Below are 25591 nucleotides of genomic sequence, written 5' to 3'. Positions count from 1 at the left end.
CCGGCGCTATAACCCATTGGCCTCGCGCCTTAATTGGCAAATTTTTAGGCGCAACAGTCGGCATCTAATTAGTGTTAACAGGCCCTAGGACTGTGGTAGTCTACCGCCTTTACTAATTGACGCCCCGAATTGTACAACGGGCAATAATAAAACCATTGAAGAGGGTTTGCTGAGTGTTTGAAGTGATTGCCGCTGGCGGTTGGTTAATGCTGCCGATCATTCTATGTTCAATCGCCGTTGTGGCAATCAGCGCTGAGCGCTACTGGAGTCTCAACCCCAATAAAATTGCACCGCGTCATCTTTTGGCACAGGTGTGGGGTTGGATTAAAAACAATGAACTCAATGCCGAGCGCTTAAAAGAGTTAAAGCAATCGTCGCAGCTGGGTGAAATCTTATCGGCTGGGCTTTCCAATTCGCGCTACGGCCGAGAGATCATGAAAGACTCCATCGAAGAGGCCGCCAATAAAGTGATCCATGAGCTGGAGCGCTTTATCGGCATACTGGGCACGATTGCCGCGGTTACTCCACTGCTCGGGCTTCTGGGTACGGTACTGGGCATGATCGAGGTGTTTAACGCGATTATGCTGCAGGGTACGGGCAATGCCGGTGTGCTTGCCGGTGGTATCTCGCAGGCGCTGATCACCACCGCTGCGGGTTTGTGTGTCGCGATTCCCGCCATGATTTTTCATCGCTATTTTCAGCGCCATATCGACTCGCTGGTTGTGACCATGGAAGAAGAGGCCATTAAGTTGGTTGATGCCTTGCACAGCGACCGTCGTGTCGACGTCAAAACCAAAAGCTGAGCGGGGAAAGCATAGTGCAGTTTCGCAGACAGTCGCGCGATGAAGACTCTATTAACCTCACGCCATTGATTGATGTGGTTTTTCTGTTGTTGATTTTCTTTATGGTGTCGACCACCTTCACCAAAGAAACCCATTTAGAATTGGATCTGCCGGAAGCGGTGGGTGCACCAGCACCAGAGGTTAGCGAACCTTTGGAGATCATTATCAGTGCCGAAGGCGGCTATGCCATCAACGGTCAAGCTTTGGTGAACAACCAGTCGGCGACTTTGAGTGCAGCACTGAGTGAGGTGTCCGGTGGGGATACCGAGCAGCGTATTATCATTACCGCCGATGCCAAGGCCGCCCACGAGAATGTGGTGCGGGCAATGGACACCGCCGGTCAGTTGGGGTTTTCTAATCTCAGTCTCACTACACGTCGCCCAGAGGGCAGCGCCGAATAAACTATGAATAATGACCGGGAAGCCCGCTGGTTAGAGGCTTGGTACGGTGGTAAGCGCTGGGTTTACTGGCTGCTACCGCTGGAAGGGTTATTTCGTGGTATCAGCTTTATTCGACGCTTTTTTATCCGTCAGTACTGCCAGAAAAAAATCCCTGTGCCGGTCATTGTGGTGGGTAACCTATCGGTGGGCGGCACCGGTAAAACCCCCGTTATTATCGCTCTGGTTCAATACCTACAGTCACGCGGGCACAAGGTTGGGGTGATTAGTCGCGGCTATGGCTCGCGCGCTCCTGAATACCCTTACGTGATTACCGCGGCCTCCAGCGCCGAACAGGCCGGTGATGAGCCTCTGTCTATTTGGCGCGCCACCGGTTGTGCCGTTTGTATTGATGCCAACCGGGTGGCCGCCGCTCATACGTTAGTGCAGTCCGGTTGCACGCTGCTGCTTAGCGACGATGGCATGCAGCACTACCGGCTGGGGCGCGATATCGAAATAGCGGTACTGGATGCCGCCCGCGGTATGGGCAATGGCCACTGCTTGCCGGTGGGACCACTGCGAGAAGCCCCTGGGCGTTTAAAAAGTGTGGATTTTGTCATTGCCAACCAAACTCAGTTAGATGGTGAGGTTGATATCGCCACCGGCGCTTATCATATGCGGTTACAGCCAAGGCATTGGTTTCGGGTCAAAACCTTAGAGCGCCTACCGCTCGATACTCTAGTCCCGGGTACCCGAGTGCACGCTGTGGCGGGTATTGGCAACCCGCAGCGCTTTTTCGATACACTGGCGCGCTTAAATTTAGCTCCGCAACCGCACATATACCCCGATCATCATCAATTTACTGTCGCGAACTTTGCCTTTAAAGCCCCTTTACCGGTGGTGATGACCAGCAAAGACGCCGTAAAATGTCAGCCTTTTGCGTCACCTAATTGGCTTGCACTGGAAGTAGATGCCGTGATCGATAAGAAATTCTGGCCCGCCTTGGATGCCGCCCTTAAACACGTGGAAGACAGTTCAACATCGGCGCCTTCAGGACCTGTATTATGAATTTTACCGTGGTTATTCCCGCTCGTTTTGGCTCCACCCGATTGCCGGGCAAACCGCTGGCCGATATTGCCGGCAAGCCTATGATCGAGCATGTTTATCGGCGCGCCTCACAAAGCGGGGCGAGCCGGGTCTTGGTGGCGACTGATGATGCCCGAGTTAAACAGGCGGTAGAGGCTTTTGGCGGTGAGGCCTTAATAACACGGGCTGACCATGTGTCGGGTACCGACCGTTTACAAGAAGTGGCTCAAAGTCTGGGGCTGGGCGATGAAGAGATTGTCGTTAATGTGCAGGGCGACGAGCCCTTACTACCGCCGCAGGTGATTGATCAGGTGGCGGTAAACTTAGCAGAACATCCTCAGGCAAGCGTTGCCACACTGTGTGAACCATTGACCAGTTATGGCGATTTTCGCAATCCCAATATCGTCAAAGCATTGTGTGATCGCAATGGCTACGCCCTGTACTTTTCCCGTGCGCCTATTCCCTGGCCGCGCGATGATAAAGACACGGATAGTGATCTCGCTCTACCGGTAAACTTTCCCGCTCGTCGACACATAGGTCTTTACGCTTACCGGGTAGCCTTATTAAATCGCTTTGTCGGCTGGCAGCCCGCCGTACTGGAGATAACCGAAAGTTTGGAGCAACTGCGAGTGTTGGCCTACGGTGAAAAAATCCATTTGGCGGATGCGGTTGCCGCGGTACCCGGCGGGGTAGATACCCCGGAAGATCTGGCCCGGGTTCAAGCCGTTTTGTTATCCTCGAAAGCTTAATGGCGGCCGTTTTTACTAGGAGTCACTATGAGTGTTAGTGTTTTGTTTGTCTGTCTGGGTAATATCTGCCGCTCTCCAACCGCTGAAGGGCTGTTTAAGGCTCAGCTGGAAAAGGTTGGCCTCGAGGATGTGGTAGCCACCGATTCGGCCGGTACTGGCGGTTGGCACACGGGCAACCCGCCAGATAAACGCGCTATTTCAGCGGCCGCTGAACGAGGAATTGATATCAGTGTCTTGCGTGCACGCCAGGTGCAAGCGGTTGATTTTGATCGTTTCGATTATGTGCTGGCCATGGATAGCGCCAACTTGTCGGATCTACAGGCGCTTAGGCCAGAGGGCTTTACCGGCCAGCTGAGCCTGTTTTTAGATTACGCTCAGGATACCGCGCAAACACAAGTGCCTGACCCTTATTATGGCGGTGATGAAGGTTTTGAGCATGTATTGGACTTAATCGAGCAGGCCGCCGAGGGGTTGCTCGCCGATATTCGCCAACGACATTTGACCTGAGCTTTATCAGCTCGAAGCCGCAGCAGCCACAAGAGAAACACCATGCCCTTGATACTCCCTGAATTCGACCTATCTCGCTTGAACACATTGGCAGCTCCGGCCAAATCGAAGGCCTATGTATCGGTTAAGACAACGCAGGAGTTAGTCGAGGCCATCCAACTTGCCCGCGCAGAAAACTGGCCGGTATTGCCTTTGGGTGAGGGGAGTAACATTGTGTTGGTGGGCGACTTTCCCGGCATGGTGGTGGACATTAACCTAAAGGGTATAGAGCTCGAAAAAGAAGATGATAAACATCTATGGGTGCGGGTACAGGCTGGTGAGAACTGGCATGACTTTGTGACTTATAGCCTTGCCATGAATTGGTTCGGCTTGGAGAATTTATCGCTGATTCCGGGGACGGTAGGGGCCGCCCCCATTCAAAATATTGGTGCCTACGGGGTCGAGTTGGAGTCGGTCTTTGCTGAATTAAGTGCGGTGAATATCGATAGCTGCTTGCCGGTAACTTTTACGCGGGACGGTTGTGGGTTTTCTTACCGCGACAGTGTTTTTAAGCAGGCGCTGCGCGACCAATACATTATTACCAGTGTGTTGTTTAAGCTTAGTAAAACCCCGGATCTACAACTGCAATACCCCGTGCTGCGCAAGCGCTTAGAGTCGGTAGCCCCTGGTCAGATTACCGCGCAGTTGGTAAGCGATGTAGTCTGCGATATCCGCCGAGAGAAATTACCTGACCCTAACACGCTTCCCAATGTGGGCAGTTTCTTTAAAAACCCCGTCATCAGCCGTTCACACTTTGAGCAGTTGCGCCGCGCTGAGCCAGGCGTGGTGGGTTACCCGCAACGCGATGATCTCGTAAAGTTGGCCGCCGCCTGGCTGATCGACCGGGCCGGCTTTAAAGGTCGTAGCTTGGATGGGGTAAGTGTGCACAATAAGCAAGCTTTGGTCCTTACCAACCCGGCTAAGCTCGAGGGCGAAAAAGTCTTGGCGCTTGCCCGCACGATACAAAAAGAGATACAGGATCGGTTTGAAGTAACACTAGAGATAGAGCCGCGTATTTACCCCTAGAAGCCCACTGACTCTTATGCAACGTGATTTGTTTGCCCGTTCAGGCCCCGAGGTATTGGTCGAGCATGATGGTTGGGCTACCTTGCACCGGCAATGGTTGCCCGAGGTACAGGCTGAGCGGCTATTGTCGATATTCAGTGATCAGCTTGTTTGGCAGCAGACTGTCCTTAGGATGTATGGCAAATCAATGCCTATACCGCGTCTCAATGCCTGGTATGGTGAGCCCAGTGCTCATTACCGTTATTCCGGAGCGAGTTTCACGCCCAAGCCTTGGACGGCAGAACTTCACACTTTGCGCTGCCAGCTTGAAGATTTTTGTGAATGTGAATTTAACAGTGTGCTGGCTAACTTATATCGCGATGGCCGAGACAGTGTGGCCTGGCACAGTGATGATGAGCCAGAACTGGGGCCAGAGCCTACCATAGCCTCGCTTAGCTTGGGGCAAACACGCCACTTCACATTGCGTCACAAAACAAGTCGGCACACTTGCCGGGTGGCATTGGCCTCCGGTGATTTATTGCTAATGGGGGGGCGCTTACAACATCATTGGCAACACCAACTGGTCAAATCTCAGCGATTATTAAAGCCTAGAATTAACTTAACCTTTCGTCTGGTGAAGCCCTCCGTTAAGGATAGTTAAGGATAACAGTTCCCCATTTTAGCTATAAACTGCTAATATTCTCTGTGCATAAACATAAAGTGGCTTATACAGCCCGAGTCGTATTAAAAACAAGGTAGGCAGTGCCTATTTTGCGGGGGAGTATCCGGTGACGAAAATACTGGTCGTAGATGATCATGACCTAGTGCGTATGGGCATTGTCCGTATGCTAGACGACGTTAATGGGTATGAAGTCGTAGGTCAGGCCAAAAGCGGTGAGGAGGGCATTGCTAAGGCTCGGGAGCTCACCCCAGATGTTGTACTGATGGATGTGAAAATGCCCGGTATTGGGGGCTTAGAGGCGACCCGAAAAATGCTGGCCGCGAACCCCGGGGTTAAAATCATCGCCGTGACGGCCTGTGATGATGATCTCTACCCTTCCCGATTACTACAAGCCGGCGCCGTTGGCTATGTCACCAAAGGTACCGGCTTTGGCGATATCACAACCGCTATTGATACAGTGGTACGTGGCAATCAATATATGAGCAGCGCCATTGCTCAGCAGCTTGCCTTAAAGAATATTTCTGGTCAGGCCGATGTCAGCCCCTTCGAACTGCTCTCGCGACGTGAGCTGGAAACTGCAATGCTAATCGCCGGCGGCCGTAAAGCGCAGGATATCGCCAATATATTCTGTGTTAGCTCTAAAACGGTTAACAGTTATCGCTATCGAATATTCGAAAAGCTGGGCATCAACTCCGATGTTGAGTTGGCACTTCTGGCAGTCAAGCACAACTATTTAGATCCAGAGGCCGTAGTATAACGATAGCCTTATCCGTGTGGGTTTTAGGCTTACTATTATGGGTATAATACCCCCATGGTAGATGCTCATTTTGACCCCAAACAGTTCCTGTCTCATCAGACCCAAGCCCCCGGCGTATATCAAATGTTTAATGCCGAGGGGGACATTCTCTATGTCGGCAAAGCGAAGAATTTAAAAAAGCGTTTAGCGAGCTACTTTAGAGCCACAGGCCTGGCACCAAAAACACAATCGCTGGTGGCCCGCATTGCTCGGGTTGAGGTGACCATCACCACCAGCGAAAGTGAGGCGTTGATACTTGAGCAGAATTTAATTAAGTCGAACCGCCCCCCGTATAATATTTTACTGCGCGACGATAAGTCCTACCCCTACGTATTTATGTCATCCGCCGAGCCCTATCCTAGGATTGCGCTGCACCGCGGTGCGAAAAAGAAAACCGGCGATTACTATGGGCCTTACCCTAATGTTAGCGCTGTGCGCGATAGCCTCGGTTTTCTGCAAAAAACCTTTAAAGTACGCCAGTGCGAGGACAGCGTATTTCGCAACCGCTCACGCCCGTGCCTGCAATACCAAATTGATCGCTGTACCGGTCCCTGCGTGGATCTGATTACCCCGCAGGATTACGCTCAGGATGTGCACCATACGCGCTTATTTTTGCAGGGCAAGAACCAGCAATTACTGCAAGAGCTGGCCAATGAAATGGACGCGGCCTCGGAGCAATTAGCCTTCGAGCGGGCGGCTCAATTGCGCGATCAAATCAGTGCATTGCGCACCGTACAAGCTCAGCAAAGTGTCGAAGAAGGCACCGGCGATATGGATATTGTGGCGGTCGCGCTCAAAAGTGGTAACGCCTGCGTGCATGTATTGTTTATTCGCCAAGGGCGGATACTGGGCAGTCGTAGTTATTACCCCAAGCTCGGGCTAGGCGAGACAGATGCCGATGTGCTGGGTGAGTTTCTGCCCCCCTTTTATTTAAGCGCAGGGCGCGAAGTGCCCGCAGCGGTGGTAACTAGCGCCCCGTTGGAGGACGCCGAACTGCTGAGCCAAGCGTTGGCAACCGCCAGGGGGGCCAAAGTGATGATTACCCATAAGGTGCGCTCCTATCGGGCTAAATGGGTGGATATGGCGCAAAAAGCGGCCGAGCAGAATATTATTGCTCGCATTAATAGCCGTAAAACCGTGACCGAGCGGCTGCTGGCGTTACAGGATGTACTGGGCCTGGATGAAATCCCAGCGCGTATGGAGTGCTTTGATATCAGCCACTCCAGTGGTGAGCTTACGGTGGCCTCCTGTGTGGTGTTTGATAAGGAAGGCCCGGCAAAATCCGATTACCGCCGTTTTAATATAGACGGCATTACCGGCGGTGATGACTACGCCGCCATGGAGCAAGCCCTCACTCGCCGCTATACTCGCTTGCAAAAAGGTGAGGGCAAGCTACCCGACATTTTGTTTATCGATGGTGGTAAAGGGCAAATGGGGGTGGCAGAGCGCGTATTGGGCGAGCTGGGGGTAAGCGGTGTGCAATTGGTGGGGGTGGCGAAAGGTACCACTCGCAAGCCCGGCTTCGAAACACTGTACAATGCCCAAACAGGGCAGGAGATTGTGCTCGGCAGCGACTCACCCGCACTGCATATTATCCAGCAAATTCGCGACGAAGCGCACCGCTTTGCGATTACCGGGCATAAAAACCGCCGCGATAAAAAACGTCGGGGTTCCACTTTGGATGATATACCCGGAGTAGGGCCCGCCAAGCGTCGGGAGTTACTGCGCCACTTTGGCGGATTGCAGGAGTTGCAAAAGGCGAGCATTACTGATTTGGCCAAAACCAAAGGGATTAGCCGCACTTTAGCTGAAGAAATCTACGGTTTCTTTCACTCGGTTTAGCGTCGGCGCTAGCAATGGGTCGTGGTACAGGTATGAAAATTGACCTTGGTGTCTGGCAAGGTCAAATGCTTAAGCGTCTAGCGCAGTGTTGATTGTATCGGCGGGGCCCCTAGTTCGTTGCAACGCTCTCCCCAAATTTTATTCGTACGTTTACTCACCCGCTATCAAGTTTCTATTTCAGACTAACCACTCTTAGTTCGATTCCACCGGTGGTGGGGAAGTACTTTCAGTGTGGCTCTATCCATCTTTTAAATGCCTGTTAAGGCGGTTTCGCTGTATTTTTCTGCGTCTTCGATTGAGCCTTTAGTTACCTTCTTTGTGTTGATAATTGCGCCATTTCTCGATCTTTCAGATCATTTTTAAGGCTAAATTGACACCGCTGTCATAAGTGTAAACGATTACATTGCTATTGCTGAATAGTGAGGGCTCAAGTTTCCCTCTGTAGGCCTTATCTGGTGCGGCTTTACTTGTGGTTGAGAATGATTTCCCACTACCATCGATACTAAGATGATTATGTTAGCGTTAACAAGAAAAAAAGTTAAAAAAAATTAATTCTACCAATGAATCAAGTAGCCTTTGGAGTTACAGCAATGGTAGCGCTGTCATTGGTGGCGACGCTGGCATTGAGCGTGGCGGCTACTAGATGGATAATATATCTAATAATAACAACAGGTTATGGGTATATCTCAGTGTTGGAAAGCTAATGATGGAACATAACATGGCTTAACTAGGATTAATTTCAACGGCTTGCTTTAACTCGTGAAAAGTGGGGCCCATTAGGCCTCGTTAATGTTTGCGTTATTGTTAACATAGGAAATGTAACCGGATACATTTGTGGTGATGTGAACTGGAGTATTGAATAGTGGAAATCCTTGCCGTAAATTGGTTGACGAGTCGAAGTTATAAAGCGTGTTTAAGAGCCAAAATAAAATTCAAATTCAACCTACTTATTGCTCAATTGATGCAATGGGTGCGGTAAAAAAACAGGGTTAACTCTGAACGCAAGGTTGGTTTAAACATCATCTTGGTAAACGCATAACAATGACAAATGCACAGCTGTACGCGATGGGATGGTTCGTTGTTTAAAGAATGACCACCTGTTTGATTAAGTGCAAAGAACACTAAATATTAATAATGTTAAGCACCACAATTTAAAGCACAGCATAATCTTAATAATACGAAGGAGAGTCCCATGTCTAAATATAATGCCAACTTTAAGCGCAAGTTGATCGCCTCAGCGGTGGCTTCTTGTGCTATGGCTGGGTTTAGTGCCCCGTCATTCGCACAAGACGACGCTGGTCAAATCGAAGAGGTCGTAGTAACTGGTATCCGTGCATCTTTGGATCGCGCAATGGATGTTAAGCGTGAATCAACCGGTGTGGTTGATGCCATTTCTGCCGAAGACATCGGTAAAATGCCCGATGCCAACCTGGCTGAATCGCTACAGCGCGTGGCGGGTGTGTCTATCACTCGAAGTAATGGTGAAGGTGCGCGTGTAACCGTCCGCGGTATTGACCCATCGATGAACTTGGTGACTTTGAATGGCCGTAACATGCCTTCGGTAACCAACGATGGCGGCGCTGGCGACCGCGCTAGCCGCGCTTTTGACTTTGCATCACTGGCCGCTGAAAGTGTGAGTGGCGCAGAAATCTACAAAACTGGCCGCGCGGATCTTTCTGGTGGTGGTTTGGGTGCAACCGTTAACTTGAAGACTCTTCGTCCATTGGATGTGGGTGATACTAAAGCATCGGTGGGTGTAAAAGCCGTTCACGACACAACCATTGGCCGTGATGGCGATGGTCGTGAAGTAACCCCAGAAGTATCAGGTGTATTTAGCTGGGCAAACGACGATGAAACCTTTGGTGTGGCGCTTAGTGCAGCTTACCAAGAGCGCGATAATGTTCGCTCTAACGCGTTTGTAAACAACTGGCAAATGCGTGAAGTGGCGGCCGATGGCACCCACGGTAATACTCCAGCCGAAGCATCTATTACCAACCCACTGTCGCCTGGCGATCTATACGCGCTTCCTACCGATTTGCGTTACGCCTTGGAAGATGGTCACCGTGAGCGAACTAATGGTCAGATGACCATGCAGTTCCGCCCAGTAGACTCTTTCACGGCGACTGTTGACTACACCTACACAGAATATGATTTGGATTTTGAACGCGCGCAACAATCAATTTGGTTTAACGAATCAGCGATTACCGCATTAACTTTCGACACCAACCAAGAAGTGTATACGCCTGTTATTTATAATGAAGTTTACGCTGTTGGTGGCGGTAAAGACACCTCGTTTGCCCAGCAAGCATATGCCGCGAATAGTAAAATGGAGTCTGCGGGTCTAAACCTAGAGTGGAATGTAACCGACAACTTTGCATTGGCTTTGGATTACCATAACTCAAGTGCTCGTAACTACACCACGCAAACTGAAATCGGTCTAAACGCTAACGTTACTGTGGGCGAATATGCTGATTTCCGTCCAGATCTTCCAGTGATGGGTAGCACCATTGATGACTCCCCTGAAGATAAGGGCAATGGTAATGGTTATATCGACGGCGGTGATATCTCGGCTGCGATGGGTTCTGCCCGCTGGGACAGCGTAGATTCCGACATTGAACAGCTGCGTATCGACGGCTCTTTAGATCTAGGTGGTTTTGCTTTCTTCGAACAAGCTGACGTTACTTTCGGTATTGAAGATCGTAAAGATACTAACCAAGCTCTGGTAAATACAGGTACTTCACCTCGTATCACTATGGGTAACTGGGGTGGTGTTGATCCCGATTTGTTTGGCTCTGACTGGCAGAGTTATTTCTCGCCCCGTGATTTTTCTGAAGGCTTCCCAAGCTTCAGTGAAACAACCGACAATCCCAACTTCTTAAGTGGTGGTGTTGAAGGTGATATCGATAAAATCATTGATAACCTGGAGTGGATGTATGCTCGTGGCTTGACTGATCCGGCAATTGGTGCCAATTTCGCGGACTTCCCGAATGGTAAAGTTCAGCCAAACAATGTTATCAACACCGATCGTACCATTGTTGAAGAAGTGCAAGCAGCTTACGTTCAGTTCTCAGGCTCATTCAATATTGGTGATATGGCTTCCAACTTGGTTGTTGGTTTACGCCAAGAAGAAACTGACCTGATCTCAAGTTCGGTTGTTAACACCCCTGATCAGCAAAGCTGGGATAGTGATAACGATTTCCACTTGATTTACAACCCAGGTCCGTTGACTACTGTAACGGTAGAAAACAGCTATGATAACTTCCTGCCTAATGTCGATTTTGACATTGCTCTGACAGAGGCCATCAAGTTACGCGCTTCTTACAGTGTGACCATTGCTCGTCCATCTTATGGTAACTTAAGCTCTACTGTTAGCATCGGCGGCCAATATGATCGCAGTGCAAGTGGTGGTAACCCGCTGCTGACTCCGCTGGAATCAGAAAACCTCGATATCTCGGCTGAATGGTACTACGACGACGCGAGCTACTTGTCGGTAGCCTTGTTCCAAAAAGAAGTGTCTGACTTTATTGGAACCGGTGTAACCTCAATGCCAGTCTACGATCTGCGCGACCCACGTATGGGGCCACGCTTTGATCAAGCTATTGCAGATATTGAGTCTGCACGGTCTAATGGCGATTTGAACCGCGACGGTACACTTTGGAATCCTAACAGTGAAGCCCATCAGCACGATATGATGCTGATCAACGAAGGCTTGGATCCTAATGACGAAACCACATCTATTGTGGCAAATTCAAGTGATCCTATTCAGCAGTGGAATGTATCGGTACCGAGCAACTTCCAAGATGACACCATTACCGGTGCTGAGCTTTCCGTGCAGCATTTCTTTGGTGAGACTGGGTTCGGTGTTCAAGCGAACTACACCTTCGTAGAGTCTGATCTGGACGTGGATAACACCAGTCAAGATGAGCAGTTTGCGATGCTGGGCGTCAGTGATACAGCCAACTTAGCGTTGATGTATGACCACGATCGCTTGCAAGCTCGTTTGACTTACAATTGGCGTGATTCTTACCTGACCAGCCTTGCCCAAGGTGGCAACAATGCGCCAGGTTATGTTGCCGATTACTCCCAAATCGACTTCTCTATCAGTTATGAAGTGACCGACAACGTTACTCTCTCCGCTGAAGGTCTGAATGTTACAGGTGAAGATTCACGACTGTACGGTCGTTCTGAGAATCAAATGTTTAGCCTGGAAGACTTAGGTGCTCGCTACTCCGTTGGCGCTCGCTACACTTTCTAATCTAATTAGAGAGTCGATTGTTAAAAGCCGCTGGAAACAGCGGCTTTTTTCATGGGAGAATCGAATACCTGTGACAACAAAAAAGAAGTGTGGGTATGAATAAAGATATCGTTATTGTTGGCGGCGGCACGGCTGGCTGGCTGACAGCAGGTATTTTAGCGGCGGAGTTTAAAAGCGCGGCAACAGTTTCTGTCACATTGATTGAATCCCCAGAGGTGAGCACCATTGGTGTGGGGGAGGGAACCTGGCCTACTATGCGCACTACTCTCAAGCGCATTGGAATATCTGAAACGGATTTTCTCAGACAATGCTCAGCTTCATTCAAGCAGGGGTCAAAGTTTGTCGGCTGGCACGTTGGGGGGCTTGATGATTATTACTACCATCCATTCACCTTGCCCACAGCGACTGGTGAGTCAGATATTCACGCTGTATGGCGTGCACATTATGCCGAGCAATCCTTTGCCGATGTGGCTGGTATGCAGGCACAAGTTAGCGAGAGTTTTTGCGCGCCAAAAAGTATGGCAATGCCCGAATATGCGGGCGCACTGAATTACGGTTATCATCTGGATGCAGGTAAGTTTGCGCAATTACTGCAAGAACACTGCACAAATAATTTAAATGTTCGACATATTAAAGACCATGTGGAACAAGTAGAAAACGCCGAAAACGGCGATATCGCCGCTGTTGTAACGCGCCAGCACGGTGCCATCACCGGTGATTTGTTTGTTGATTGCACGGGCTCACGCAGTTTGTTACTGGGTGAGCACTATCAAATACCTTTTATAGATTGCTCTCACTACTCAATTAATGACCGAGCAATGGCGGTACAGGTGCCCTATGCTAATGATCAAACACCCATTGCCAGTGCCACCATAGCAACGGCGCAAGAGGCGGGCTGGACTTGGGATATCGGCCTCACCACCCGGCGCGGTGTCGGCTATGTGTATTCCAGTGCCCACAGCACCGAAGAGCAAGCAAAAACTCAGTTGTGGCAATATCTTGAAAATAGCGTATCGGCAGATGTACTTGATCAACTGACCCCTCGAACCTTAACCATCAGTCCGGGGCATAGGCAAAAATTTTGGCACCACAACTGTGTGGCTGTCGGAATGTCGGCAGGCTTTATTGAACCCTTAGAGGCTTCTGCTTTAGCCTTGGTTGAGCTGTCAGCTAATATGATTCGCGATGAATTTCCACAATCTCGCGATGCAATGAATATCGTCAGTCAACGCTTTAATGCACTATTTGCTTATCGTTGGCAGAGAATAATTGAATTTTTAAAACTTCACTATGTATTGAGTGAACGTCGAGACACACAATACTGGCGCGATGTTACGGCAATAGAATCGTGCCCTCCGTCGCTACAAGAGTTTTTGTTGCTGTGGCAAGATCGACCTCCCAGTATGCGCGATTTTCTGCATGTGGAAGAGCTGTTTCCCGCCGCAAGCTATGCCTTTGTGTTATACGGCATGGGATTTGAAACCTCGCCTATAAATCAATTGAGATCATCCGCCAATATCGAACGTGGGGTGGCGGCCGTGTCGGAGGTCGAAAAGAAACTCGACAGACATCTAAGCGGACTTCCCAGTAATCGCGAAATTTTAACCGCGATCTTGGAACATCGACTGAGCAAAATATAATACGGCCATGGGGGATTCAATGGATAATAATCAGCACGCAGGTATTAAGCGCATTGTGGTGGCGGGCGGTGGAACAGCTGGATGGATGACAGCCTGTGCTTTGGTTTCCCAAATGGGGCACTGTGTAGACGTTGTTTTGGTCGAATCGGCCAATATTCCAACCGTTGGGGTAGGTGAGGCAACTATCCCAACCATGCAGACTTTTCATTTGTTGTTGCAGTTGCCCGAGCAAGATTTTATCCGCGCCACCAATGCCACGTTTAAGCTGGGGATTCAGTTCGAAAATTGGGGTGAGGTAGGAAAAGACTACTTTCATTCATTTGGGGATACCGGCCATGAGTTTTGGGCCGGACAGTTTCAACATTATTGGTTGCGAGAAACATTATCCGGCAAGCATACAGCGTACGCTGATTATTCCGCTGAAGCCCAGGCGGCTTTCGCCAATAAATTCGCCATTACCAAAAATCCAAGGTTGGGCTATGCCTACCATTTAGATGCCGGGCTGTACGCGCAGTACCTACGCAAAATCAGTGAGTCGCGCGGGGTGCGTAGAATTGAAGGTGATATTAACCATGTTAAGTTATCCCCAGCGGGCGATATTGAATCGCTTTTATTGGAACAAGGGGATGAAATAAAAGGTGACTTGTTTATAGACTGCACAGGCTTTAGAGGTTTATTGATCAATAAAGCACTGCACTCTGGTTACGAAGATTGGTCCGATTACTTTTTGTGCGATAGAGCGGTAGCCGTACAAACCGAAACCGTCCAAGACCCTGTGCCTTATACGCGATCCATAGCCCATGAAAGTGGCTGGCAATGGCGTATTCCATTGCAAAACAGGGTGGGTAATGGTCTGGTGTTTAGCAGTAAATATTTAAGCGATGAGCAAGCGCGTAGTTTATTGTTAAACAATATTGAAGGCGAGTGTATTAACGAGCCAAGATTTATTGGCTTTAAGCCGGGCAGGCGCAAAGAAATTTGGCGTAAGAACTGTGTGGCAATTGGCTTGTCGAGCGGCTTTATTGAGCCTCTGGAGTCGACCAGTATACATTTAGTGTCATCGGCCGTTATTCGCTTAATGCGAATGATTCCGATGGGAAGCCCAAAGCAGCTGGAAATTGATGAATTTAACCGACAAAGCCGTATGGAGCTTGAAGGTCTAAGAGATTTTATTTTACTGCACTATAAGGCCACCGGGCGCAATGACAGTGAATTTTGGCGATACTGTCAGGCAATGGATATTCCCGATAGCTTGCGTACCCGGATGGAAATTTACCGAGATTCTGGTCGAATCTACTGGGATAGCCATGAACTCTTTACCGTTAACTCCTGGAACCAGGTATTACTAGGGCAGGGCGTTATGCCTAAGCATTATCATCCGGCGGCGGATCATATACCTGAGGCGGAGTTTTCTGCAATGATGCAAAACTATCGCAAATCCATCGCTGGGTTTGTCGATAAGATGCCCAGTCATAAACAATTTATTAGCCAGTACTGCTCGACCGAGTAAGGTTGGTTCAGTTTAAGCTTCAAGTCATTGACGTCGGTTTTACTTATTTGCCAATAAATGGGCCGACAATTGAAAATAAAAAATAGATGGTGGTTCTAATGCCCAATGCAGTATTACTTAATAATGTCGCACATAAAGATCTTAAGGTTATTAATCGATACGGTGCAGAGTTTGGTGACAACCTAAGTTCGGTTTTAACCTTTCCCACTGAATTTGCGGATATGCAGCGCGAATATCCGATTTTATTGCGTAAAAATGATAAAACGGGAGAGTTTCAAACCCATGCTGTGTTGGGGTTTGAGCCCGGGGAAAACTTATATTTAAACAATGACAATTGGGATGCGAGCTATGTTCCCGCGATCGTTGCCCGTGGTCCTTTTCTGATTGGTTTTCAAGAAAAAGAGATGGATGGCGAGCTGCAGCGCGAGACGGTTATTCATGTCGACATGGACAACCCGCGGGTCAGCCAAAGTGAAGGGGAGCCCGTATTTTTAGAGCATGGTGGTAATTCTCCATACCTTGAGAAAGTGGTTAAAACGCTTAACGCCATTCACGAAGGGCTAGGTTACGGCAAGGTGATGTACGAGGCGCTGGCAGACCTAGAGCTGATTGAGCCTGTTAACTTGGAAATACAAATCACCCCTGAAGCCCAATATAACTTAACCGGTTATTACGCGATCAATGAAGATAAATTGCGTGATTTAGACGCGGCCAATCTTGAAAAGCTGAACAAAATGGGCTTTTTAGAAGGCGTTTACCTATTGAAATCATCTCTATCAAACATCAAAAGCTTGGTGGAAAGAAAACGAGCCGCGCTTTAATGCGAGGGGTACTCCTATGACTCAATTTCATGCGTCCTTAGTGCCGCGTAAAACCCGTGAGTTAAACGGTATTACGCCCGAGACCATCCCCTGGGAAGAATTGGTTGAAGCCGGTGAGCCTGTCTTGTTGAAAGGTTTGACAAAAAAGTGGGGGCTTGTTGAAGCCAGCCAGCACTCACCTTTGGCCGCGATGGATTATTTAAAGTCATTCTATGCTGGACTCAATGTCGGTTCATTCTGGGCAGACTCTACTATTAGAGGGCGATATACCTATACCGACGATTTTTCAGGCTTCAATTTTGAGAAAAAGCGAGTGCCACTGACCGATGTGCTGGACAGTATTGCGCAGCATTTAGAGGATGATAATCCACCGGGTCGCTACGTAGGTTCCACCACCATTGACGCCTGTTTGCCCGGCTTCCGCCAAGACAATGATCTTAGCTTTAATCACCCTATGTTTGCCGATAATGACCCGCTGGCCAGTATTTGGTTGGGTAACCCCTCAGTTATTTCGGCGCATTACGATGCCCCCAATAATCTGGCCTGTTGTGTCACCGGTATGCGTCGTTTCACCTTATTCCCGCCCGAACAGGTCGACAATTTGTATCCGGGGCCACTGGAGCCAACTCCCGGTGGGCAGGCGATAAGTCTGGTGGACTTAAATAATCCAGATTTCGAGCGCTTTCCCAAGGTTCGCCATGCCTTAGAGGCTGGACAAGTAGCCGATATGGAGGCGGGCGACGCACTTTTTTACCCCAGTATGTGGTGGCACCAGGTTGAGGGGATCGATCGCTTTAATGTGATGATTAATTATTGGTGGAATACTGTTCCCGCTTTTATGGGCACGCCGGCCAATGTTTTAAAACACGCTATTTTGACCCTGCGAGACCGGCCGCTTAACGAGCGTAAAGCTTGGCAGGCCCTATTTGATTACTATATTTTTGGAGATACTGAAAATAGTCGCTCTCACATCCCATCTCAGGTGCAGGGGGAGCTGGCACCGCTAGACGATGCTAAAGCGCGTCAGCTTAGAGCATGGCTGATCAACCGGTTAAACCGATAAAGTTATTGTTTTAAGACTTAAATAAAAAAGATGACTACTTTTGCATGGCTTTGAATAGTAGACCACTTTTCACGTTTTGCATGATGTGGGGCGATTTGAGTAGTGGTAGTTGTTAATTTACCGATTGTTCGAGTGTTATAAAATTATAGGAGCCGTTGAATGGCAATAAAGACTCTTAACAGTATTGCGCTTGCGGGCGCAGTTGTAGCTACTCTCGGGGCATGTAGCCCTACATCTGATCGTCAATCAGCAGATCTAACCGACGCTAGGAAGTATGACGCTAGTATTTGGCCTTCCATTCAAAGTGAGGTACAGAAGGAGCCTGCTCTAGAGAGCCGAATTGATCAAATCTTGTCTCAGTTAACACTGGAAGAGAAAGTGGGACAGATGATCCAGCCCGAAATTCGCCATTTGACCGCAGAAGATGTGAAAAAATATCATATTGGTTCAGTGCTTAATGGCGGCGGTGGTTTTCCCAATGGAGATAAGCATGCCAAAGTCGAAGATTGGCTGGCATTAGCTGATGACTATTATCTAGCCTCGGTAGATAAAACCGACGGACGCGCCGGAATTCCCATTATGTGGGGCACAGATGCCGTACACGGCGTAGGGAATGTGATTGGGGCAACTTTATATCCTCATAATATTGGTTTGGGGGCCACCAACAACCCCGAATTATTGGAGAAAATAGGTTGGGCAACTGCCCGTGAGCTCTCCGTTACAGGTATTGATTGGGATTTTTCCCCTACGGTTGCTGTTGCGCGTAATGATCGTTGGGGACGCACTTACGAGTCTTGGTCTGAGGCCCCTGATATTGTCGGAGCCTATGCCGGTGAAATGGTGCGCGGTTTACAGGGGCAGTACGGCCAAGACTTTATGGCAGAAGGGCATATTATAGCCACGGCCAAGCACTTTATTGGCGACGGCGGCACCAAAGATGGTATTGACCGCGGTGATACCACCGGTGATGAAGTTCATTTGCGCGATATCCACGGTGCTGGCTACTTTACAGCGCTTGAGGCCGGGGTGCAGACAGTTATGGCATCGTTTACTCGTTGGGATGGTACGCGTATGCATGGTCATAAGTACCTTTTGACCGACGTGCTAAAGGGCCAAATGAACTTTGACGGGTTAGTGGTTGGTGACTGGGCCGGACATGGTTTTGTCAAAGGCTGTACATCAGTTCACTGTCCGCAATCTGTTAATGCTGGCCTGGATATTTTCATGGCGCCAGATGCCGATTGGAAAGAGCTCTATGCCAACACTTTGCAGGATATCCGGGATGGGGCAATCAGCATGGCTCGCATCGACGATGCTGTGCGTCGTATTTTGCGAGTTAAATTACGTGCTGGGTTGTTTGAGGCTAAAAAGCCTTCGGCTCGTCCACTCGCCGGAAAATCTGAGTTGCTTGGTGCTCCGGAGCATCGCGCTATCGCTCGACAAGCTGTTCAAGAATCCTTAGTGATGCTTAAAAACAGCAATAACCTATTGCCTTTGTCGCGCGAATTAGACGTGCTGGTGGCAGGAGATGGTGCTGATAATATCGGAAAACAGGCGGGCGGCTGGTCGATTTCCTGGCAGGGTACAGGCAATAAAAACTCTGACTTCCCCGGGGCTACTTCTGTTTACGACGGCATAAAAACAACCGTTGAAGCCGGTGGTGGTAGTGTCACGTTAAGTGAAGACGGCAGTTTTACCGATAAACCGGATGTCGCGATTGTCGTTTTCGGCGAAAACCCTTACGCAGAAATGCAGGGCGATGTTGCACACTTGGCTTACAATCGCGGCAAAACCACGGATTTAGAGCTTTTGCAAAGCTTTAAGGATGCTGGTATTCCAGTGGTATCGTTGTTTATTACCGGTCGTCCTCTTTGGATTAACCGCGAACTCAATGCCTCCGATGCTTTTGCTGTAATTTGGCATCCAGGAACAGAAGGCATCGGTGTTTCTGATGTGATTTTTCGGAACAACCAGGGCGAAGTTAATGTGCCGATGTCCGGCAAGTTATCTTTTTCATGGCCCAAATTACCCGATCAAACACCACTTAATATCGGTGATAGCCATTACGATCCTTTGTTCGCATACGGTTTTGGTCTGACTTATCAAGATACCGATTCGCTAGGCGATAATCTTTCTGAGCAGGGGCTTAGCGTTGCCACAACCACCGATGTGCTTAAGTTGTTTGAACGTCGTCCTATTGAGCCTTGGGCCATTGAGGCGGTGGGTGCCGAAAATGATCGCTTAGTGATGGAAGGCAAATCCATGAGTACATCCACAGTGACCGTAACCGCAGTTGACCGCAACGAGCAAGAAGACGCTCGCCGGGTTGTGTTTAATGGTCGTGGCCCAGGTCATGTGGCTTTGTTTACCGAAGAGCTTCAAGATTGGACCGAATATGTCAGTGACAACGCGGCGTTGATCTTAGATATAAAAGTCGACAGCCCAGCCACAAAAGAAGCCTTTTTACGCTTGGGTTGTGGCAGCTACTGCGCCTCTGATTTGGATGTCACCACCGGCTTGAATGAACACTTGGCAGGTAATGGTTGGCAGACAGTGTCCGTTGATTTGAGCTGCTTCCCCGATTCGGGCGAACGTTTTGGTGTTCGACAACCGTTAGAAGAGTTTATCACGCAAGTGGTTCGCCCATTTAGCATCTACACCGAGGGTGAGTTGGATTTTACCTTTGCCAATGTTCGAGTTGAGAAATATCAAGCCGCCGATGCGACTATTAGCTGCCAGGATTAAATTTTGACGGGGTAGTTAGAATTATAAACCGTCAATGTTAAAAAGAATTCTCGTCTCTCTCTTAACCGCCTTCGGGCGGTTTTTTTGGATCTGTAGATAAAGCCCTACGCTTATGGCAAGGGTGGTTTGTTACATTAATGAGACAGTGGTAGGTGGTTCTGGTATGCGCCTCACCTTAAAACAAAAAAAGCCAACCTGTTTCAGGTTGGCTTTTTTGTGGCCGTACGGCAGGTTTCAGCACAAAAAGGCTGAAACCTTAGGCGGGGTAGTCACGTTTTGCGTAGCCGGTGTAGAGCTGGCGTGGGCGACCAATTTTGTACGAGCTGCTTACCATCTCGTCCCAGTGGGCGTACCAGCCAACGGCGCGTCCAGTGGCAAAAATAACGGTAAACATTTCGGTGGGAATACCCAAGGCCTTCATGATGATGCCCGAGTAGAAATCCACATTGGGGTAGAGTTTCTTCTGAATGAAGTACTCATCTTCCAGTGCGATTTTTTCCAGCTTCTTGGCAATGGCCAATAGGGGATCGTTTTCCAGCCCCAGTTCCGACAGAACTTCGTCGGCGGCTTGTTTCATAACTTTGGCGCGTGGGTCAAAGTTTTTGTAAACGCGGTGACCAAAGCCCATCAGGCGGAAAGGGTCAGCCTTGTCTTTGGCTTTGGCAACATAAGTGTCAATGTTGTCCACTGAGCCGATTTCTTCCAGCATGGTTAATACCGCTTCGTTGGCACCACCGTGTGCTGGCCCCCAAAGGGTAGAAATACCGGCTGCGATAGCAGCAAATGGGTTGGTGCCAGATGAGCCAGACAAACGGACCGTAGAGGTAGATGCGTTTTGCTCGTGATCGGCATGCAACAAGAAAATGCGGTCCATTGCCTTGGCGAGTGTCGGGCTTACTTTGCTGGCCGCTGAGCTGCCAAAAGTCATGTTGAGGAAGTTTTCCGCATACTCCAGAGCTTCGTTAGGCTCAACAAAATCTTCGCCTTTCAAATGCTTATAGCTCATGGCCGCTAAGGTTGGCATCTGTCCGATCAAGCGGTAAGCGGTAGTGTCGCGATCTTCGGCTTTGGTGATGTCGATGTCGTCATTGTACACCGCGGCCAGACCGGCAACAGCGCTGCAAAGTACCGCCATGGGGTGAGCATTTTTGGGGAAGCTTTGAATTAACTTGGCAATGGAGGCGTCAACGGCAGAGTGCTCTTTGACGGCTTTTACAAACGATTGCTTTTGGTCTGCGCTGGGTAATTCACCTTTTAACAGTAGGTAGCACGTTTCCAAGTAGTCAGAGTGCTCGGCCAGCTGATCTATGGGGTAACCCCGGTGCAGCAAAATGCCATTGCCGCCATCGATAAAGGTAATTTTAGACTCGCATGAAGCTGTTGACATAAAGCCTGGGTCGTAAGTAAAAAAACCGTTCTTGGTCAGGCTGGTAACATCAATAACGTCAGGACCGGCAGTGCTTGCGTAAATTGGCAGCTCTACCGACGTATCCTGGCCGTCGACCGTTAAACGTGCTTTTTTGTCAGTCATTACGGACTCCTGTAGTTACTTTGCGGGCTCGGCAAGTATGGCCGGGCTCATGAGTCAGTGGCACAAGTTTGCCCCATACGGCGTCCTGTGGATGCCGGCGGCAGGGTGCACTGCTTATTAGTGTTGAGGGTAAGCTCGCAGCCTGTGCGGCTACTGTCTAGACTTACCTCGAGTATTTTCCGGCCCCTGGAGGGCTCTCTCGCTGTTGCCAGCTCTTGGTTTCGAGCCCGAGATGGGTCGAACTTACGCTTCGGCGGCTCTGTTGTAATGCCCCTAGACATTGCTTTGTGAGGCACTGCATTCCCCAATTCGGCAGTAACTACTTCGTTGAGGAGGCGGCATTATAGATGAGATTTGCTATACAGGCATAGCGTTGGGCGTGAAAACAGGTTTTTTTTGCCAAATTATTGCTCCCAAGCTAGGTATGGACAGAAGTGCTGTCCTGTTTTGGGGCGGTTGCTGCGTCCAGAATGGGGCGGTGGCGCAAAACTGCACGCTTGTGAGGCATAAATTTCGATGTTTTGATGTTGGTGTTTAGGGGGCGAAGTGATTGGAATATCAGTAAAAAATCCAAATTGTGGTCGGGCCAAATTATTTGTGTTTCGCAAGTCGAATCCCTATAATACGCCGCGACTTGCAGGATGTGGCTGGCGGCAGCCTTTGGTGCACTTATGTTGCGCATTCAATACTTGCCCTCCTTATTGATTGGGATTTGCCGTCGGACACCGATTCTTAAAACCGGCCCTTGGGCATAAAGGTGAATAGCTACCGTGAACAAAAAAAGACCTGTCAATCTCGAGCTCTCAACCATTAAATTTCCAATCACAGCACTTGTTTCGATTACGCATCGCGTAACCGGGGTGGCACTTTTTGCGGGTGTCGCAGTGTTGTTGTGGATGCTTGACGCCAGCCTAAGCTCTGCCGAAGGCTTCGCTTCTGTTCAAGACTCACTGGCAAGCCCGGTGTGCAAACTGATTCTCTGGGGTGTACTCGCCGCCCTGGGATACCACACCGCCATGGGTGTACGTCACCTGATTATGGATTGCGGTGTCGGTGAGTCCTATGAAGGGGGTCGCCTGGGTGCCAAGCTTGCACTGGTGGTGGCTGTTGTACTGATCGTATTGGCAGGAGTTTGGGTATGGTAACCTCGATTACTAATTTAGGCCGTAGTGGCCTATCTGACTGGTTTATTCAACGTATAAGCGCCGTCGTTATGGTGGCTTATATTGTATTTTTGGTGGCCTATTTGGTCATCAACCCGGATCTCGATTTCAATCAATGGCGCGCGCTGTTCGCTCAGTTGTGGATGCGTGTGTTTAGCGTGATTACTCTGTTGTCGATTGTCGCTCACGCCTGGATCGGCCTGTGGGCGGTTCTGACCGATTACATTACTACTCAGACCCTCGGTAGCAAAGCTACTGCAGTGCGCGTCTTTGTCCAGCTGATGCTGGCCTTAGTTGCAGTCACTTATGTGGTCTGGGGTTTCGATATTCTTTGGGGGCTTTGATCAATGGCTAATATGCGTACAATTACTTTTGACGGTATCGTCATTGGCGGTGGCGGAGCGGGCATGCGCGCTGCGCTGCAACTGGCTCAGTCCGGTTATAAAACCGCTGTTATTACCAAGGTATTCCCAACTCGCTCTCATACGGTTTCGGCTCAAGGTGGCATCACCTGTGCGATTGCCAGTGATGACCCGCAAGATGATTGGCGTTGGCATATGTACGACACCGTTAAGGGGTCGGATTACATCGGTGACCAGAGTGCTATTGAGTATATGTGCTCGGTAGGTCCCGAGGCCGTATTCGAGCTGGAGCACATGGGGTTGCCATTTTCGCGCACCGATAATGGCCGTATTTATCAGCGTCCTTTCGGCGGTCAGTCGAAGGATTTTGGTCGCGGTGGCCAGGCTGCTCGCACTTGTGCGGCGGCTGACCGTACCGGTCATGCGCTGTTGCACACTTTGTATCAACAAAATGTGCAAAACGACACCGTATTTTTGAACGAGTGGTTCGCCGTTGATCTGGTTAAGAACGAAGATGGTGCGGTTGTTGGTGTTATCGCTATCAATATCGAAGACGGTGAGGTTGTTTTTGTAAAATCAAAAGCCACTGTTTTCGCTACCGGCGGTGCGGGTCGTATTTATGCTTCGACCACCAATGCCCACATCAATACCGGTGATGGTATTGGTATGGCACTGCGCGCGGGCTTCCCGGTACAAGATATCGAAATGTGGCAATTTCACCCCACCGGTATTCACGGTGCGGGCACCTTGGTGACCGAAGGTTGTCGTGGTGAAGGTGGCTACTTAGTCAATAAAGACGGCGAGCGCTTTATGGAGCGTTACGCACCTAATGCCAAAGACCTGGCGGGCCGCGATGTTGTGGCGCGCTCCATGGTCTTGGAAATTCTTGAGGGACGCGGTTGTGGTGAGAACGGCGATCACGTTTACCTCAAACTTGATCACTTGGGCGAAGAAACGCTAAACGCTAAGCTTCCCGGTATTCTTGAGTTGTCGCGTACCTTTGCCCATGCCGACCCGGTTAAAGAGCCAATCCCTGTGGTGCCAACCTGTCACTATATGATGGGCGGTATTCCAACCAACGTAAGCGGCCAGGCCCTGACGCTTGATGCCGATGGCAATGATCAGGTGATTCCAGGCTTCTACGCCTGTGGTGAGGCGGCGTGTGTTTCTGTGCACGGTGCCAACCGTTTGGGTGGTAACTCGCTGTTGGACTTGGTGGTGTTTGGTCGCGCTGCGGGCCAGTACATTGAGAAGAGTCTGCGCGAGGGCATCGAGTTGCGCGAGCCTAGCCAAGCGGATATCGAAGCTGCCATGTCACGACTCAATCGCCTCAATACTTCTGAGGGTGGTGAATCGACCGCTGCGCTGCGTACCGAGCTGCAAAATGTTATGCAGAATCATTTCGGTGTGTTCCGCAAAGGCGAGTTTATGGAAGAGGGCATTAAAAAACTGGCGGATTTGCGTGAACGTATCGCCAATGTCACTCTGGACGATAAAAGTAATGCCTTTAACACCGCCCGAATTGAAGCGCTAGAGTTGCAAAACTTATTGGAAGTAGCTGAGGCGACCGCCATTGCTGCTGAAGAGCGCAAAGAGTCACGCGGCGCTCATGCTCGCGATGACTTCCAGGAGCGAGACGATGAAAACTGGTTGTGTCACTCTATATTTTTTCCAGCTGAGAAGCGGGTGGGTAAGCGCAGTGTAAACTTCGCGCCTAAATCGATGGATGCATTCGAGCCAAAAGCTCGCACTTATTAATAGGGTGGATAAGTTATGTTGAAAGTAGAAATTTATCGCTATAACCCGGAGACAGACTCCGCGCCCTATATGAAGTCTTACGAGGTGGATACACAGGGCAAAGACCTGATGGTGTTGGATGTTATGGAGCTGTTAAAAGCACAGGACTCCACACTGGCTTACCGCCGCTCTTGTCGCGAAGGTGTTTGTGGTTCCGATGGGCTAAACATTAACGGCAAGAACGGTTTGGCCTGTATTACGCCGCTGTCTGAGTGCGTAAAAAAGGGTAAGCTGATTCTGCGGCCTCTGCCGGGGCTGCCTGTTATTCGCGATCTAGTGGTTGATATGTCGCAATTTTACGCTCAGTACAAGAAAATTGAGCCGTATTTGCAGAATAAAAGCCCCGCACCGGCCATTGAGCGGTTACAATCTCCCGAAGATCGGGCTAAGCTTGATGGGCTGTATGAGTGTATACTTTGCGCCTGTTGTTCAACCAGCTGCCCGTCATTCTGGTGGAACCCAGACAAATTTATCGGTCCCGCGGGATTGTTGCAGGCTTACCGCTTCTTGGTGGATAGCCGCGATGAGGCCACTGAGGATCGTTTGTCAAAACTGGATGACCCGTTCAGCGTATTTCGCTGCCACGGCATTCAGAACTGCGTAGCTGTGTGTCCTAAGGGCTTAAACCCGACGCGCGCCATCGGTCATATCCGGTCTATGTTATTGCGCAGTGCGACCTAGGCAGTTATTAATTGCCTTTGAGTAACACAGTGCGCTGTCTGGGAGCAATACTCGCATGCAGCGCATTTGTGTATGTGCCAGACTCAAACTTGGTACAA

General features: G+C 49.7%; 20 protein-coding genes. 19 read left to right on the top strand and 1 reads right to left on the bottom strand.

Annotated features, from left to right (window positions below):
* Positions 1–173: 173 nt before the first annotated feature.
* The 15 genes from Q4526_RS14190 (at position 174) to Q4526_RS14120 (ending at position 19959) form a co-directional block, all read left to right on the top strand.
* The gene (locus Q4526_RS14190; RefSeq protein WP_215977732.1) at positions 174–803 is read left to right on the top strand and encodes a MotA/TolQ/ExbB proton channel family protein; all 630 of its coding nucleotides are present in this window, start codon (positions 174–176) and stop codon (positions 801–803) included.
* Positions 804–817: 14 nt separating this feature from the next.
* Positions 818–1243: a biopolymer transporter ExbD gene (locus Q4526_RS14185; protein WP_215977731.1), complete on the top strand. Its 426-nt coding sequence runs from the start codon at positions 818–820 to the stop codon at positions 1241–1243.
* Between the two features lie 3 nt (positions 1244–1246).
* Positions 1247–2287, top strand: a complete 1041-nt coding sequence (gene lpxK, locus Q4526_RS14180; protein ID WP_215977730.1) for a tetraacyldisaccharide 4'-kinase — start codon at positions 1247–1249, stop codon at positions 2285–2287.
* Positions 2284–3054 (top strand): 3-deoxy-manno-octulosonate cytidylyltransferase, encoded by a 771-nt coding sequence (gene kdsB / locus Q4526_RS14175; protein ID WP_215977729.1) that lies wholly within the window; start codon positions 2284–2286, stop codon positions 3052–3054. Before lpxK ends, kdsB begins: the two co-directional genes overlap by 4 nt.
* Before the next feature lie 27 nt (positions 3055–3081).
* Positions 3082–3561: a low molecular weight protein-tyrosine-phosphatase gene (locus Q4526_RS14170; RefSeq protein WP_215977728.1), complete on the top strand. Its 480-nt coding sequence runs from the start codon at positions 3082–3084 to the stop codon at positions 3559–3561.
* A 42-nt stretch (positions 3562–3603) separates the two neighbouring features.
* A complete protein-coding gene (gene murB, locus Q4526_RS14165) occupies positions 3604–4626 on the top strand; it encodes a UDP-N-acetylmuramate dehydrogenase (protein WP_215977727.1) in 1023 nt (340 codons plus the stop codon).
* Positions 4627–4642: 16 nt separating this feature from the next.
* Positions 4643–5266: an alpha-ketoglutarate-dependent dioxygenase AlkB gene (locus Q4526_RS14160; RefSeq protein WP_215977726.1), complete on the top strand. Its 624-nt coding sequence runs from the start codon at positions 4643–4645 to the stop codon at positions 5264–5266.
* Positions 5267–5393: 127 nt separating this feature from the next.
* Positions 5394–6044, top strand: a complete 651-nt coding sequence (locus Q4526_RS14155; RefSeq protein WP_215977725.1) for a response regulator — start codon at positions 5394–5396, stop codon at positions 6042–6044.
* 54 nt (positions 6045–6098) lie between these two features.
* A complete protein-coding gene (gene uvrC, locus Q4526_RS14150; RefSeq protein WP_215977724.1) occupies positions 6099–7925 on the top strand; it encodes an excinuclease ABC subunit UvrC in 1827 nt (608 codons plus the stop codon).
* Positions 7926–9117: 1192 nt separating this feature from the next.
* Positions 9118–12180 carry a TonB-dependent receptor gene (locus Q4526_RS14145; protein WP_215977723.1) on the top strand — a complete coding sequence of 1021 codons (3063 nt, stop codon included), beginning with the start codon at positions 9118–9120 and terminating at the stop codon, positions 12178–12180.
* Between the two features lie 95 nt (positions 12181–12275).
* The gene (locus tag Q4526_RS14140; protein ID WP_215977722.1) at positions 12276–13820 is read left to right on the top strand and encodes a tryptophan halogenase family protein; all 1545 of its coding nucleotides are present in this window, start codon (positions 12276–12278) and stop codon (positions 13818–13820) included.
* Between the two features lie 19 nt (positions 13821–13839).
* On the top strand, positions 13840–15330 hold the full coding sequence (locus Q4526_RS14135) for a tryptophan halogenase family protein (RefSeq protein WP_215977721.1): 1491 nt from the start codon (positions 13840–13842) through the stop codon (positions 15328–15330).
* Between the two features lie 98 nt (positions 15331–15428).
* Positions 15429–16151, top strand: coding sequence for a SapC family protein (locus Q4526_RS14130; RefSeq protein WP_215977720.1), 723 nt, complete (start codon positions 15429–15431; stop codon positions 16149–16151).
* Between the two features lie 16 nt (positions 16152–16167).
* Positions 16168–17214 (top strand): cupin-like domain-containing protein, encoded by a 1047-nt coding sequence (locus Q4526_RS14125; protein ID WP_215977719.1) that lies wholly within the window; start codon positions 16168–16170, stop codon positions 17212–17214.
* A 351-nt stretch (positions 17215–17565) separates the two neighbouring features.
* Positions 17566–19959: an exo 1,3/1,4-beta-D-glucan glucohydrolase gene (locus Q4526_RS14120; protein WP_368411109.1), complete on the top strand. Its 2394-nt coding sequence runs from the start codon at positions 17566–17568 to the stop codon at positions 19957–19959.
* 256 nt (positions 19960–20215) lie between these two features.
* Here the strand turns inward: Q4526_RS14120 and Q4526_RS14115 are convergent, their stop codons facing one another.
* Positions 20216–21490 carry a citrate synthase gene (locus Q4526_RS14115; protein ID WP_215977717.1) on the bottom strand — a complete coding sequence of 425 codons (1275 nt, stop codon included), beginning with the start codon at positions 21488–21490 and terminating at the stop codon, positions 20216–20218.
* A gap of 770 nt (positions 21491–22260) precedes the next feature.
* Here Q4526_RS14115 and sdhC point away from each other — a divergent pair.
* The 4 genes from sdhC to Q4526_RS14095 are packed head-to-tail and all read left to right on the top strand — an operon-like array spanning position 22261 to position 25493.
* Entirely contained in the window at positions 22261–22635 is a 375-nt protein-coding gene (sdhC, locus tag Q4526_RS14110; RefSeq protein WP_215977716.1) for a succinate dehydrogenase, cytochrome b556 subunit, read from the top strand.
* On the top strand, positions 22629–22997 hold the full coding sequence (gene sdhD / locus Q4526_RS14105) for a succinate dehydrogenase, hydrophobic membrane anchor protein (RefSeq protein WP_215977715.1): 369 nt from the start codon (positions 22629–22631) through the stop codon (positions 22995–22997). Before sdhC ends, sdhD begins: the two co-directional genes overlap by 7 nt.
* A gap of 3 nt (positions 22998–23000) precedes the next feature.
* Complete coding sequence (gene sdhA / locus Q4526_RS14100; protein ID WP_215977714.1) at positions 23001–24773, top strand: succinate dehydrogenase flavoprotein subunit; 1773 nt, start codon at positions 23001–23003, stop codon at positions 24771–24773.
* Positions 24774–24788: 15 nt separating this feature from the next.
* Positions 24789–25493, top strand: a complete 705-nt coding sequence (locus tag Q4526_RS14095) for a succinate dehydrogenase iron-sulfur subunit (protein WP_215977713.1) — start codon at positions 24789–24791, stop codon at positions 25491–25493.
* Positions 25494–25591: the final 98 nt, after the last annotated feature.

It is taken from the genome of Gilvimarinus sp. 2_MG-2023 (genome assembly GCF_030547685.1).
In the GTDB taxonomy this organism is placed as follows: Bacteria; Pseudomonadota; Gammaproteobacteria; order Pseudomonadales; family Cellvibrionaceae; genus Gilvimarinus.
The sequence above is the reverse complement of the archived record's forward strand: the minus strand, read 5'-3'. Positions and strand labels throughout refer to the sequence as shown.

Excerpts from the sequence above, each read along its gene's own strand:
- uvrC (WP_215977724.1), top strand. The coding sequence starts at position 6,099 with ATGGTAGATGCTCATTTTGACCCCAAACAGTTCCTGTCTCATCAGACC.
- Q4526_RS14160 (WP_215977726.1), top strand. The coding sequence starts at position 4,643 with ATGCAACGTGATTTGTTTGCCCGTTCAGGCCCCGAGGTATTGGTCGAG.
- Q4526_RS14135 (WP_215977721.1), top strand. The coding sequence starts at position 13,840 with ATGGATAATAATCAGCACGCAGGTATTAAGCGCATTGTGGTGGCGGGC.
- Q4526_RS14125 (WP_215977719.1), top strand. The coding sequence starts at position 16,168 with ATGACTCAATTTCATGCGTCCTTAGTGCCGCGTAAAACCCGTGAGTTA.
- Q4526_RS14140 (WP_215977722.1), top strand. The coding sequence starts at position 12,276 with ATGAATAAAGATATCGTTATTGTTGGCGGCGGCACGGCTGGCTGGCTG.
- Q4526_RS14170 (WP_215977728.1), top strand. The coding sequence starts at position 3,082 with ATGAGTGTTAGTGTTTTGTTTGTCTGTCTGGGTAATATCTGCCGCTCT.
- Q4526_RS14115 (WP_215977717.1), bottom strand. The coding sequence starts at position 21,490 with ATGACTGACAAAAAAGCACGTTTAACGGTCGACGGCCAGGATACGTCG.
- lpxK (WP_215977730.1), top strand. The coding sequence starts at position 1,247 with ATGAATAATGACCGGGAAGCCCGCTGGTTAGAGGCTTGGTACGGTGGT.
- kdsB (WP_215977729.1), top strand. The coding sequence starts at position 2,284 with ATGAATTTTACCGTGGTTATTCCCGCTCGTTTTGGCTCCACCCGATTG.
- Q4526_RS14130 (WP_215977720.1), top strand. The coding sequence starts at position 15,429 with ATGCCCAATGCAGTATTACTTAATAATGTCGCACATAAAGATCTTAAG.
- murB (WP_215977727.1), top strand. The coding sequence starts at position 3,604 with ATGCCCTTGATACTCCCTGAATTCGACCTATCTCGCTTGAACACATTG.
- Q4526_RS14095 (WP_215977713.1), top strand. The coding sequence starts at position 24,789 with ATGTTGAAAGTAGAAATTTATCGCTATAACCCGGAGACAGACTCCGCG.
- sdhA (WP_215977714.1), top strand. The coding sequence starts at position 23,001 with ATGGCTAATATGCGTACAATTACTTTTGACGGTATCGTCATTGGCGGT.
- Q4526_RS14145 (WP_215977723.1), top strand. The coding sequence starts at position 9,118 with ATGTCTAAATATAATGCCAACTTTAAGCGCAAGTTGATCGCCTCAGCG.
- sdhD (WP_215977715.1), top strand. The coding sequence starts at position 22,629 with ATGGTAACCTCGATTACTAATTTAGGCCGTAGTGGCCTATCTGACTGG.